General features: G+C 70.3%; 12 protein-coding genes. 7 read left to right on the forward strand and 5 right to left on the reverse strand.

The annotated features are described in order from the left end of the window. Positions 1 to 54 precede the first annotated feature (54 nt). From GUI43_RS00510 to GUI43_RS00520, 3 genes are all read left to right on the forward strand, one after another. Positions 55 to 1,194 carry a sensor histidine kinase gene (locus tag GUI43_RS00510; protein ID WP_112601373.1) on the forward strand — a complete coding sequence of 380 codons (1,140 nt, stop codon included), beginning with the start codon at positions 55 to 57 and terminating at the stop codon, positions 1,192 to 1,194. Next, positions 1,191 to 1,853 carry a response regulator gene (locus tag GUI43_RS00515; RefSeq protein ID WP_112583502.1) on the forward strand — a complete coding sequence of 221 codons (663 nt, stop codon included), beginning with the start codon at positions 1,191 to 1,193 and terminating at the stop codon, positions 1,851 to 1,853. Before GUI43_RS00510 ends, GUI43_RS00515 begins: the two co-directional genes overlap by 4 nt. Positions 1,854 to 1,951: 98 nt before the next feature. Further along, complete coding sequence (locus GUI43_RS00520) at positions 1,952 to 2,617, forward strand: DUF2306 domain-containing protein (protein ID WP_112697399.1); 666 nt, start codon at positions 1,952 to 1,954, stop codon at positions 2,615 to 2,617. 69 nt (positions 2,618 to 2,686) lie between these two features. Here GUI43_RS00520 and GUI43_RS35060 read toward each other — a convergent pair whose 3' ends face one another. After that, positions 2,687 to 3,292 (reverse strand): TraR/DksA family transcriptional regulator, encoded by a 606-nt coding sequence (locus tag GUI43_RS35060; RefSeq protein WP_373861048.1) that lies wholly within the window; start codon positions 3,290 to 3,292, stop codon positions 2,687 to 2,689. A gap of 206 nt (positions 3,293 to 3,498) precedes the next feature. Here GUI43_RS35060 and GUI43_RS00530 point away from each other — a divergent pair, with 206 nt between their 5' ends. Continuing rightward, positions 3,499 to 5,619 carry an amylo-alpha-1,6-glucosidase gene (locus GUI43_RS00530; RefSeq protein ID WP_112697401.1) on the forward strand — a complete coding sequence of 707 codons (2,121 nt, stop codon included), beginning with the start codon at positions 3,499 to 3,501 and terminating at the stop codon, positions 5,617 to 5,619. On the opposite strand, the gene GUI43_RS00535 is transcribed toward GUI43_RS00530, so the two are convergent. Both GUI43_RS00535 and GUI43_RS00540 read right to left on the reverse strand, forming a co-directional pair. Continuing rightward, entirely contained in the window at positions 5,606 to 6,340 is a 735-nt protein-coding gene (locus GUI43_RS00535) for a VOC family protein (RefSeq protein WP_112697403.1), read from the reverse strand. The genes GUI43_RS00530 and GUI43_RS00535 overlap by 14 nt on opposite strands. Before the next feature lie 40 nt (positions 6,341 to 6,380). Further along, positions 6,381 to 6,758 carry a DNA polymerase ligase N-terminal domain-containing protein gene (locus tag GUI43_RS00540; protein ID WP_112697405.1) on the reverse strand — a complete coding sequence of 126 codons (378 nt, stop codon included), beginning with the start codon at positions 6,756 to 6,758 and terminating at the stop codon, positions 6,381 to 6,383. Positions 6,759 to 6,890: 132 nt separating this feature from the next. Here GUI43_RS00540 and GUI43_RS00545 point away from each other — a divergent pair, with 132 nt between their 5' ends. The 3 genes from GUI43_RS00545 (at position 6,891) to GUI43_RS00555 (ending at position 10,189) form a co-directional block, all read left to right on the forward strand. Next, positions 6,891 to 7,832 (forward strand): phosphotransferase, encoded by a 942-nt coding sequence (locus GUI43_RS00545; RefSeq protein ID WP_112697407.1) that lies wholly within the window; start codon positions 6,891 to 6,893, stop codon positions 7,830 to 7,832. Between the two features lie 96 nt (positions 7,833 to 7,928). Continuing rightward, complete coding sequence (locus GUI43_RS00550) at positions 7,929 to 8,549, forward strand: TetR/AcrR family transcriptional regulator (protein ID WP_112583497.1); 621 nt, start codon at positions 7,929 to 7,931, stop codon at positions 8,547 to 8,549. Positions 8,550 to 8,689: 140 nt separating this feature from the next. Beyond that, on the forward strand, positions 8,690 to 10,189 hold the full coding sequence (locus GUI43_RS00555) for an FAD-dependent monooxygenase (protein WP_112697409.1): 1,500 nt from the start codon (positions 8,690 to 8,692) through the stop codon (positions 10,187 to 10,189). 64 nt (positions 10,190 to 10,253) lie between these two features. On the opposite strand, the gene GUI43_RS00560 is transcribed toward GUI43_RS00555, so the two are convergent. Together GUI43_RS00560 and GUI43_RS00565 are read right to left on the reverse strand one after the other, a co-directional pair. After that, positions 10,254 to 11,372, reverse strand: coding sequence for a Gfo/Idh/MocA family protein (locus GUI43_RS00560; protein ID WP_112697411.1), 1,119 nt, complete (start codon positions 11,370 to 11,372; stop codon positions 10,254 to 10,256). After that, positions 11,342 to 12,055 carry a ThuA domain-containing protein gene (locus GUI43_RS00565; protein WP_208646477.1) on the reverse strand — a complete coding sequence of 238 codons (714 nt, stop codon included), beginning with the start codon at positions 12,053 to 12,055 and terminating at the stop codon, positions 11,342 to 11,344. Before GUI43_RS00565 ends, GUI43_RS00560 begins: the two co-directional genes overlap by 31 nt. Positions 12,056 to 12,401 lie beyond the last annotated feature (346 nt).

Here is a 12,401-nt window from a genome sequence, read left to right on the forward strand (position 1 = left end):
CGGGTCGTACTTTGGGACGATCTGAAGTCGCACCACCGTTCGTACGATGGGTCCATGCACCCTCGCCTGCACGCGGTGTTGGCCGAGCCGCGTGTCTCCCCCGCCCTGTCGAGGGTGTGGCGTGACTGGGCGCTGATCGCGGTCCTCGCGCCGGCGATCCTGGTGGAAGGGGTCTTCCGACCCGATCTGCCGTGGCGGGTGGGCTGCGTCGTCGTCGTGCTCGCGCTGCTGCCCACGCTCCTGTGGCGGCGTACGGCGCCGCTGGCGATGGTGGTGACCGCGTTCGGCTGCACGACGGTCGCCCCGTTCGTGCTGCCCGGCGATCCCTGCCAGCTGTTCACGGCCAGCTTCCTGGTCCTCCTGGTGTACGCGCTGTTCCGTTGGGGCTCCGGCCGGGATGCGGTGCTCGGTTCATTCTTCGTGGTGGCCAAGGTGACCGCCGCCGGCCTGGTCGACTCGGTCGACGGCGGTGAGCTGGTCGCCGGTTTCGCGGTGATGTTCGCCGCCGCCACGCTGGGTGTCGCGATCCGTTTCCGCGCTGCCGCCCGGCAGCGCGAGCTCGATCAGGTGAAGCTGTTGGAGCGTGAGCGGCTCGCCCGCGACCTGCACGACACGGTGGCCCACCACGTGTCGGCGATGGCGATCCGCGCCCAGGCCGGCATCGCGGCGTCGGCGAGTCAGCCGGACGCCGCCGTCGAGGCGCTGCACACCATCGAGGCCGAGGCGTCCCGTGCGCTGGCCGAGATGCGCGCGATGGTCCGCGTCCTGCGCCGTAACGAGCCTGCCGACCTGGGGCCCAACCCGCAGGTCGCCGACATCGGACGGCTCGCCGGCCAATTCCGCACCGGGCCGACCGTCGACGTGGATCTGCGAGGCGACCTCGGCGGCCTTCCGCCCACTGTCGGCTCCGCGCTCTACCGCCTGGCTCAGGAGTCGGTCACCAATGCCCGTCGGCACGCGCGCCACGCCACCCGCATCGAGGTCAGCGTGGCGGCCGACGACACGTCGGTGTGCCTGCGGGTCAGCGACGACGGCGAGGCCGGCGGCGCCCGTCCGACAGGTTCGCCCGGTTTCGGGCTGGTCGGAATGAAGGAGCGCGCCGACCTGCTCGGCGGCACCTGCGAGGCCGGCCCCGATCCCGACCGCGGATGGACCGTCACGGCCGTGCTTCCGCGCGAGGGGGTCGGCGCGTGACGGTTCGCGTGCTCGTGGCGGACGACCAGGAGATCGTCCGTACCGGCCTCACCATCATCCTGAACACTCAACCTGGCATCGAGGTCGTCGGTGGGGCTGGCGACGGCCGCCAGGCCGTCGAGCTCGCCCGGCGGCTCCGCCCCGACGTGTGTCTGTTCGACATTCGGATGCCGGGCATGGACGGCATCGAGGCCACCCGGGCGCTCGCCGGGCCAACGGTCCCGGAGCCGCTCGCGGTGGTCGTCATCACGACCTTCGACCTCGACGAGTACGTGTACGCGGCGCTGCGGGCCGGCGCCCGCGGTTTCCTGCTCAAGGAGGCCGGTCCTGACCTGCTCAGCCAGGCGGTGCACGCGGCCGCCAACGGGGACGCGCTGATAGCTCCGAGTGTCACCACGCGGCTGCTGAAGGCGTTCGCCGACGCGGACCCGGCCGCGCCGCGCGCGCAGCCCATCGAGGCGCTCACCGACCGGGAGGAGCAGGTCCTGGTCGCCGTCGCGCGGGGACGCACCAACCAGGAGATCGCCGACGAGCTCTACATCACGTTGAGCACTGTCAAGTCGCACGTCACCAGCCTGATGATGAAGCTGGGGGTGCGTAACCGGGTCGAGGTGGCGATGTGGGCGTACGAGACCAACCGCCGCCGACGGCACTGGTGAGCGCCGGAAGTACGACGACGGGGTGCGACCATGGGCCGACCCGATCGCGGCCCATGTGCCGATGAGCGGGGGCGGGTGCGGCGTCCACCATCGGTGTCATGACGATGCGCGAGTGGCGGCTACCGGCCGCGTTGATCCTGCTGGGGCTGATACCGATGCTCGCCGGCGCGGGACGCCTCACCGAGTTGGGCGCTGGACCGGCGGTCACCCCGGCGAACGCGCGTTTCGTCGCCGATCCGCTGCCTGTGGTGTTGCACATCGTCGGCGCGGTGGTTTACACGATCCTCGGCGCGTTCCAGTTCGTACCCCGTCTGCGCCGGCACTCGTGGCACCGCAGGGCCGGCCGGCTGCTCGTCCCCTGTGGGCTGACGGTCGCGTTCACCGGCCTGTGGATGGCCGTCGCGTACGACCTGCCCGCCCATGACAACGACGTGCTCGCCGGTATGCGACTCGTCTTCGGTTCGGCCATGGCCGGCTCGATCCTGCTCGGCCTCGCCGCCGTGCTCCGCCGGGACATCGCCCAGCACCGCAGGTGGATGGTGCGCGGCTACGCGATCGGCCTCGGTGCCGGCACCCAGGCGTTCACCCACGCGCCGTACCTCATTGCGACCGGCGACCAGCCCGACGGGAACCTCCGGGCCGGCCTGGTGGTCGCCGGATGGTTGATCAACCTTGCCGTGGCCGAGTGGTACCTGCGGCGTCCAGCTCCGGCCGTCGCCGCGGCGGCAGTGCGCCGAGCGGAGCCCGAGCGGCAGAAGGGCTGAGGGTCGTCACCCCTCTCACACCTGACGGTGTGGCTGCCGTGCCGGCGGTACGGCAGCCACACCGGGGCGTCACCTGTTCTGCTTCTCCTGGCACGGCACGCAGAAGCGAGCGTGCGGGAGAATTTCGAGCCGCTCGGCCGGGATGCTCCGGCCGCACCTCTGGCAGGCACCGTAGGTGCCGTCGCTGATCCGGTTCAGCGCACCGGTGATCTGCTCGATGTTCTGGCGGGTGGCCAGCAGCAGCGCGGCCTGGTTGTGGGCCTCGCCGGGGTCGCCGGTGTCCGCGTTGAGCTCGGTCAGTTCCCGCAGCCGAGCCGTCTGGGTGGCGAAGTCGTCCGCCAGGGACGCTCGTAGGTCAGCCAGCCAACTCTGGTCGGGAGTAGGACGATGATCGACGCTCATGATCTGCCTTTCAAGGGGAATGGGCGGGAAAAACAAAAAGGGCCGAAGCTTGATAGCTTCGCCCTGGCGGTCGTTCTGGGTATGCAACGACTCCGCGGGTGGGCCTCGGCCGGTTCGCATCGGGCTCGACACTGTGTGCGTGGGCACGGTGTGCGGCGCGCGGACAACCGGCACCCGCATGTCGGCCTTGGGGCGGGTCGCCGTCGGCACGCGGACAGCACCGCACACCGCCACCTCGGTGGCGGCGGGCGAGCGGAAGGTCACCGGCGGCATGCCCCCACCATAGAGCGACGTTGCCCTAATGCCAACGTCCGCGGTGGGGCCTCATTCCGGCCACGAACTGCCGCTTTTCGCCGCAATAGGGCCGTTGCCCGAACCCGGTGGGCGCCCTTCGATATCGCAGCGAGGTCATCTTTTCGAGTCCTAGACTGCGGTGCGTGGCGGGGTTTTTACCCTGCCTACCGGGGGGAGAGAATGCCATGCAATCTCAGTCGACACCGTCCGGGTCCCCGTCGACGACGCAACAACCCGACAAGGCTCACGGTGGCGCCAACCGCGACATGCCGCCGGAGTTGGGTTCGGACGCTGTCGGCATATTCGAAGGCCGGACCTTCATGTTGTCCAACCCGGCCGGGGACGTGCCGGCCGACTCCATCGCTGGTCTGGTGCACGACGACACCCGCTACCTCAGCCGTTGGGAGTTGACCCTCGACGGGAAGGCTCCGCTCGTCCTCAGCGCGAACCCCGTCGATCCGTACTCGGCGGCCTTCTTTCTCGCGAATCCAGAGGTCGAGGGCCTGGCGGCGAACCGGGTCGGCGTGCGACGGGAACGATTCGTCGGCGACGGCATGTGCGAGCGGATCACTGTGCAATATTTTGGTGCCGAGCCGATCTCCGTGCGTCTGCGGTTGGATGTCGGCGCGGACTTCGCTGATCTGTTCGAGATCAAGGGAACGGGACGGAGCAGGCTGGCCGACATCCGGCGGACCCACCGGTCGGACGGCTCGGCGCTGCGTTTCTCCTACCAGAATTCGCACTGGTCGGCCGTCACCACAGTGGAGGCCGAGCCGCGTGCCGATCGGGTCGAGGGCGACGCACTGGTCTGGGACGTGCACCTGGGGCGAGGTCAGACCTGGGGTTGTGAGCTGCGGGTGCTGCTGAACTGTCGGGGCACTGACTACCAGCCGGCCAGCCGCACCTTCGGAGAAGATCAGGACCCGGGCGCCGACGACGCAGCCTGGCGGTGGAGGGCCAACAAGCCACACCTGAGCGCTGAATCAGACCTGTTGCGCGACGTGTACCACAAGTCGGCCAGCGATCTGGTGTCGATGCGGATCGCCAAGGAGATTCGGGGTGAGCAGGTCGTTCTGCTGGCGGCCGGCATGCCCTGGTTCCTGGCGGTCTTCGGGCGGGACACTCTGATCACCGCCTACCAGAGCGTCAGCTGCGGACCTGACGTCGCCCGGGGCGCGCTGGTCACTCTCGCCGCGCACCAGGGCAGCGCCGTCGACGACTTCAGCGACGAGGAACCGGGAAAGATACTCCACGAGTTCCGTTCCGGTGAGCTGACGCAGCTCGGCATCATGCCTTACGGCCCGTGCTTCGGCGCGGCCGACACCACCCAGCTGTGGCTCATCCTGCTCTCCGAGTACTGGCGGTGGACGGGCGACGACGCGCTGGTCCAGCGGTTGCGGCCGAACGCCGACGCCGCTCTGCGGTGGATCGACAACTTCGGAGACCGCGACGGCGACGGCTACGTCGAGTACGCCACCCGCTCCCCCGAAGGTATGCGCAACCACTGCTGGCGCGACTCACCGGACGGGGTCCAGTTCGCCGACAGCAGCCTTCCCACCCTGCCGGTCGCGACCTGTGAGATCCAGGGCTACACCTATGACGCGAAGCTGCGCGCCGCACAACTCGCCGACGGCCCGTGGGCCGACCGCGCATTGGCGCGACGGCTGCGTACCGAGGCCACCGAGCTGCGCGAACGCTTCAACCGCGACTACTGGCTGCCTGCCCGCGGCGGCTACTACGCGATCGGCCTCGACGCCGACAAGTGCCCCATCGACTCGATGACCTCGAACATGGGCCACCTGCTGTGGAGTGGCATCGTCCCGCCGGACCGTGCCGCCGCGGTGGCCCGGCAGTTGATGTCCGACCAGATGTTCTCCGGCTGGGGTGTCCGGACCCTCTCCACCGAGGACGTGGGTTACAACCCCATCGGCTACCACCTCGGGACCGTGTGGCCACACGACAACTCGATCATCGCCGCCGGGCTCGCCCGGTACGGTCACCGCGACGCCGCGAACCGCATCGCGATGGCGATGCTGGAGGCCGCCGCCCACTTCGGGCACCGCCTGCCCGAGGCCATCTCCGGGTACGACCGTTCGCTCGGCCGACGACCCGTGCCGTACCCCACCGCCTGCAATCCCCAGGCCTGGGCCAGCGGCGCTCCCCTGCTGTTCCTGCGGACCATGCTCGGGCTCGATGCCAACGACGGGATCCTCGCCACCGATCCCCACGTTCCCGAGGCGCTGGGGACCATCCGGCTGACCGGGGTCACCGTCCACGGCGCCCGACAGACGGTCAGCTCGGGGTGAGGAGGCAGAACTCGTTGCCCTCCGGGTCGGCGAGCACCCTCCACGGGACGTCCTGGCCCAGGTCGATGGGGGTCGCGCCGAGACTCCGCAGCCGGGCCGCCTCGGCCTCCGGGTCGTCACCGGGGTACGGGCGGACGTCGAGGTGGACGCGGTTCCATCCGCTCTTCACGTCAGGTGTACGGACGAACTCCAGATAGGGACCGACGCCCTTCGCGGAGCGCAGTCGCGCAATCTGGTCGGTCACCTCGTGCACTGTCCAGTCCGTGGCCTCGCTCCAGAACCGGGCCATCGCGCGCGGGTCCGCGCAGTCGACCACCACGGCGGCGATCGGTCCGGTGTCCCGGTAGAGCGGTCGGGGGTCCAGCACACAGAACTCGTTGCCCTCCGGGTCGGCCATGACCGTCCACGGCACGTCGCCCTGGCCCACGTCGGCAGGTGTTGCGCCGAGATCCTTCAGGCGCGCGACCACCTGCGCCTGGTGGGCCGCCGAGGTGGTGGCGAGGTCCACGTGCACCCGGTTCTTCACCGTCTTGGCCTCCTGGGAGACGACGAGGTCGATGCAGACAGCGACGGGGTCGGGGTAGACGAAGCCCTCGGGTTCGAGGTTGGTCACGCCGGGTCCCTCGCTGGAGACCTCCCAACCGAGCGCCTGCGCCCAGAACCCGCCCAACGCGGAGTCGTCCCGAGCCTTCATGTTGATCTGCACAAGCCGTGTCACCATGCCGGCGATGCTAGGGCTTGTGCCCGCGTCTCGCTGACCGTCATCGCCGTCCACCCGCGCTACCCCGGGTGTCGTCCGGAGGCTGCTCTTTTGTCAGGTGCAGCAGCCAACCCTCGCCGGTGCGGATGAGCGCGTATCGCCGGCGGCCGGCGCGGCCGTGCAGTGTGAACAGCATCCGCCGGTCGGTGCGATCGTGCTCCTCCCAGGTGCCGATGTCGGCGATCGACTTGTCGACGTCCTCGTAGGTGAGGTGATTGAGGTCGTGGTCGGGCACGGCGATCGCGAGCCGGTTGTCGCTGGGACTGTCCGGCAGACCGCGGGGCACCGCCCACGAGCGCAGCACGCCGTCTTCCTCAAGCCGCAGGTCGAAGTGCGGTCGCGGTTTACGGTGGTGGTGCAGGACGAAGGCGGGTGCCACCTTCCTATTCTCGGTGCCGGCCGGCCCTTCCGCCTGTCAACCCGACCACCTCACGGAAGCCTGGCACGCCTGCCAGCGCTGAGCAGATGGATGAGCGCCGAGGGTGTCGTGGTGTCTTGATTGACTGGGTCGATGCGGATCGAGGAAGTTGAGGGGATCGCGGCGGCCCTGGGTAGCAGGGTCGTGACGACATCGGTGTTGGCGGGCGGTTTCTCTCACGAGACCTGCCTTCTCACGCTTGCTGACCGTCGGGTCGTTGCCCGGTTCGGAGGAACCGACCCGACGGTTGAGGCGGGGGTCATGGACGTCGCCCGCCGGTATGCGCCGGTCCCGGACGTCTTGTTGGTCATGCCCGCCGGAGACGGGCGAGTGCGCCCCGCGATGGTCATCGAGTATGTGGACGGCGTCTTGCTGAGTGGTGTGCTCGCTAGGGGCGATCTTGGGCGGTTGGAGGCGGGTGAGCTGGGGGCCGAGGTCGGACGGGCCGTCGCGCGAGTCGCTGGTGCGACGTTCGACCGACGAGGTTTCTTCGTGGACGGGGATCTCACCGTCAAGGAGGAGCGTCCCTGGTCGCAGCAGTTGGTGGAGGTCGCGGAGGTGTGTATGGCTGCGGTTCCCGACGGCCGGCTCGACGGCGAGACGCGTCGTGCCTGGGTGATGTTGTGCGCGGCTCACGCGACGGCACTGGAAGGCATCGACGGTCAGACTCGGCTCGTACATGCCGACATCAACCCGAAGAACATCCTGGTCTCCCGCGTGGGCGGGGGTTGGCGAGTGGATGCGCTGCTCGACTGGGAGTTCAGTTATTCCGGTTGCCCGTATGGCGACGCTGCGAACATGGCCCGGTTCGGCGCTGACTACCCCGCCGGATTCTTGGACGGCTTCCAGGCGGGCTTCGCCGAGCAGCAGCCCGCAGACCTGCCCCTGGTGCGGAACTGGACCTATGTGGGGCGGGTCCTTGACATGTTCGCGTTGAGTGACCTGCTGACTCGCCCTCTGGGGCATGCCGTGGCCGACCAAGCCGCCGATCAGGTCCGGCGGTGGGTTGGAAACGGCGTACCGGACAGTGTGTGACGTGTCGGGGCGGGATGGGCTGTCACACGCTGCGGGGGATAGATTTTGCGGGGCACGCATATTTGCGTGCCCCGCAATTAGTGCTAGCGTGGTGGCATGACGGGGCTACGGGAGCGCAAGAAGGCCGAGACGCGGGCGGCGCTCGGTTGGGCTGCGATCCACCTCACCGCCGAGCACGGCTACGACAACGTCCGCGTCGAGGACATCGCCGAGGCGGCCGGCGTCTCCCCGCGCACCTTCAACAACTACTTCTCCAGCAAGGCCGAGGCGATCGCCTCCCGCCACCTCGACCGCAGCCTGCGCACCGCCGCCGCGCTACGCGAACGTCCCGCCGACGAGCCGCTCTGGGTGGCGCTCACCCAGGCCTCGCTGGAGCAGTTCACGCGCGGCCCCGAGGTCGAGGCGATGCCCTCCCCCTCCCACGCCCAGTGGGTTGCCGGCGTACGCACCATGCTCGCCGAACCCGCGCTACAGGGCGAACGGCTGCGCGCCACCGCCCTCGCCGAGGCGGAGCTTGCCGCCGCGGTCGCCGAGCGCACCGGCACCGACCTCGCCACCGACATGTATCCGAGGCTCGTCGCGGCCGCCGCCAGCGCCGCCGTCGCCGTCGCCATGCAGCACTATCTCGACAGCGCCGACCCACCCGCCCCGATCGAACGCCTCATCACCGACGCCTTCACCCAGGTCGCCGCCGGCCTCCCGGCCCCACCCCGCTGAGGCTCCGCCCCCTCGCAGGGCACCACCCCACCCACGTCACCACCTCACCCACGTCTCCAGCCGCGTCCCACTCCCGCGGCGGGCCGGCCACGTGCCGCACCTGCCGTGGCGATGACGCACACCCCGAAGGAACCACGACCATGATCGATGTCATCATCGTCGGAGCCGGCCCCAACGGCCTCATGCTCGCCTGCGAACTGGCCCTCGCCGGCGTGCACCCCCTCGTCCTCGAACGCCACGCCACGCCCACCGGCGAGCCGCGCGCCAACGGGCTCGTGGGCCAGGTCGTCCGCCTGCTCGACCGGCGCGGCCTCTACGCGCGGCTCAGCGGAGAGAGCACCCCACCGGCCCCCCAACCGGCCTTCACCTTCGGCGCGTTCCCGCTGGATCTCACGATGCTCGCGGAGAACCCGCACTACGTGCTCGGCGTGCCGCAAGCCCAGCTCGAGGCCGGTCTCGCCGCCCGAGCCGCCGAGCTCGGAGTCGACCTGCGCCGCGGCCACGAGGTCGTCGACCTCCGCCAACGCCCCGACGCGGTCGAGGTCAACCTCGCCGACGGTACGCAGCTCACCAGTCGTTTCGTCGTCGGAGCCGACGGCGGCCGCAGCGCCGTGCGCCGCCTCGCCGGCATCGACTTCCCCGGTGTCACCAACGACAGGTCGATCTCCCGCACCGCCACCGTGACCGTGCCCGGGCCATCCCTCGACCCCGAAACGGGCGGCCTGCGCGTCCCCGGCTACGGCGTCGTCGCGCCGTTCCAGCACACCCGCACCGCGCGTGGCCTGATCGCCTGGGCCCCGTTCCCCGGCCGCCCGGCGATCCTGAGCACGACGGAGTGGCCCGACACGCCAACGAACGACGAGACCCCGATGACCCTGGCGGAGCTCCGCGCCAGCGTCGCCCGGGTGCTCGGTGCCGACATCCCCTTCGGCGCGCCTGACGGCCCCGGCCTGCTGCGGCGACTGACCGGCCGCAACACCCGCATCGCCGCCCGCTACCGCGCCGGCCGGGTGCTGCTGGTTGGCGACGCCGCGCACGTGCACCCCGCAATGGGCGGCCCCGGCCTCAACCTGGGCCTGCAGGACGCGGTCAACCTGGGTTGGAAGCTCGCCGCAACGGTACGCGGCTGGGCACCGCAGGGTCTGCTCGACACGTACGAAAGCGAACGTCGCCCCGTCGCCGAACGGGTCGTCATGTCCACCCAGGCGCAGTCGGCCCTCATCGGCCCCGGCGACGAGATCAGCGGATTGCGGGAACTCTTCGCCGAACTGCTGCGCAAGCCGGAGGTGACCGGGCACATCGCGGCGCTGATGTCCGGCGCGGACATCAGCTACCCCGCCGACCCCACCGACCCGTTGGCCGGCCGCTGGGCCCCCGACGTGGTCGTGCACGCCGACCACGGCGCGACACGCCTCGCCGAGCTGACCCGCACCGCCCGGCCACTGCTGCTGGACTCCACGGGTGCCCACGCCGGGATTGCCGCACCATGGCGAGACCGGGTCGACGTGGTCACCGGCTCACTGGAGGGCACGACGGCGACCGCCCTGCTCATACGCCCCGACTGCTTCATCGCATGGTCCGCCGGGAACGCCGCCACGCTGCGCGCCTCGCTCACCCACCACTTCGGCCTACCAGGCTGACCATCCACCAGCGTCAGCGCGCCCTTTCCGGAAGCCGAGGCGTCTCGGCCCTGTCTGGCTCTCTTCAGCGTCGGTTCGCGTCGTACGCCTTCCAGGCCTCGACCGGAGTGAGCGGAACCGGCGCGGGTCGCTGCGCCACGGTCGTCAGCTCGATCCGCTGGCCTTCCGCCGCCGACCGGAGCAGGCTGGTCATCGTTTCGAGCACGTGCAGCGCGACGTCGCCGCCGGCGCGCGGCGGACGCTGATCGTCGGCCCTGACAAGGTCGATCAGACCGATGCCCCGGGAACCCTTGGCGTAACCAGCCTGCGGTTCGAGGGCGCGCCATTCGGTGCCACCGAGCGGGAAGAGACGGACCTCGCCGTCGAAGTAGTTCGGATCGGGTACGGCGAGCGAGCCGGCCTCCCCGTGCACCTCGATCGGTACGGCAGTCGTCCGGACGCCGTCGAAGCTCGTCGTGATGGTGGAGAGCGCACCGTTGGCGTGCTCGAGGACGCCGGTGAGGTGGGTGTCCACCCCCACCGGGATTCGCTCGCCGGTGCGCGGGCCCGAGCCGATGACGCGCTCGGCGCGCAGGCGGCTGGCGGCTCCGGTCACCGCCCGGACCGGCCCGAGCAGGTGGATGAGCGCTGAGATGTAGTACGGCCCCATGTCCAGCATCGGGCCGCCGCCGGGTGCGTAGTAGAAGTCAGGGTTGGGATGCCAGCGTTCGTGCCCCGGAGTGACCATGACGGCCGATGCGGACATGGGGCGTCCGATGAGCCCGCCGTCGATCGCCGCCCGCGCCGTCTGCGTACCCGTACCCAAAACGGTGTCCGGCGCGCAACCGACGCGGACGCCGGCCGACGCGGCGCGCTCGATGATCGCGCGGCCGTCCGGGAACGTCACGGCGAGCGGCTTCTCGACGTACACGTCCTTGCCGGCGTCGATCGCGCCCAGCGAGATGTCCGCGTGCGCCGCGGGGATGGTGAGGTTGAGCACCGTCCCCACGTCCGGGCGGGCGAGCAGGCGCTCGACGCTCATCGCCTCGGCCCCGGGAATCGTGGCCGCGACCGCGGCCGACCGGGAGGCGTCGAGGTCGGCCACCGCGGCGATGCTCACCTCGGGGTGGTCCGCGAGTGTGTCCAGGTACGCGCGGGAGATGAACCCGAGACCTACGACGCCGACGCGGTGCGGGTCGCCCACACCATTCCCCTCTCGATGACGGTACGGACGCCCGGGTGCTCCAGCACGTCCAGGCTGTGGCCGGGGGTCGTCACGACGACGCGTCCGGCACCCCACAGTCGGGTCCAGATCGCCGGCGAGGTGACCGGCCGGTGCCACGGGTGCCATGCCTGCGTCGGGTGGGTGGTGACGGCCAGTACGTCGATCAGGTCGTCGTGCAGCACCCAGTACTGTTCGGTGACCAGGTCGAAGTCCTCGATGCCCGCGGTGATCGGGTGCTCCCGGCCGAGGTCGGTGATGCGCACCGTGTGCGGCAGGAAGTTGTCCTCCGGGCCGCCGTGACGCTCACACGGCTCCAAGCCCGGATGGGTCGCGAACTGGCCGCCCACCAGGTGCAGGTATTCCGATGACGCGCGGAACGCGTCCACGATGCCGCCGTGCCAGCCGGTGAAGCCCGTGCCGGCGACGACCGCCGCGCTGAGGCCGGCCACCTGGTCCGCGGTGATCTGCGACATCGTCATGCACTGCACGACGAGGTCGGTCTCGGCCATCTCGGCGGCGTCGGCGTAGATCTCTGTCGACTCCTCGACCCGTACGGCATAGCCGCTACGTTCGAGGAAGGGGAGGAACAACTCGGTCGCCTTGACCGGCTGGTGCCCCTCCCAACCGCCCCGAACCACCAGTGCTCTGCGCTGCGCCACCATCGCTCCCTCCCACGGCCGCCGCCACCGGGTTGGCCGCTTCCGACCCGACGACGTGCCGCCGATGCCCGTACGTGTCGAGCACCGAAACCGTACCCGTGGTCGCCGACAAAGCCGACGTACGCCGGCTTCCGGATTCCACTGTGCACGGTCGGCTCACGCCGCAGCAAGAACGCAGGTGCTGAAACGGCGCAGAGGTTCCGGGCCGGGCGGGTCGAGATCGCGAGCGTCGCAGCGGATCTGCTGATCAACCGCTACGGCGGTTACCATACTGGCGAGGGCTCTGGACCGAGCCCCGGCCGCCGAGGTGCTGACCCTTTCCATGCGGTTGAGGCGAGGCGACCTTGCC

It is taken from the genome of Micromonospora noduli (assembly GCF_003264365.1).
In the GTDB taxonomy this organism is placed as follows: domain Bacteria; phylum Actinomycetota; class Actinomycetes; order Mycobacteriales; family Micromonosporaceae; genus Micromonospora; species Micromonospora noduli.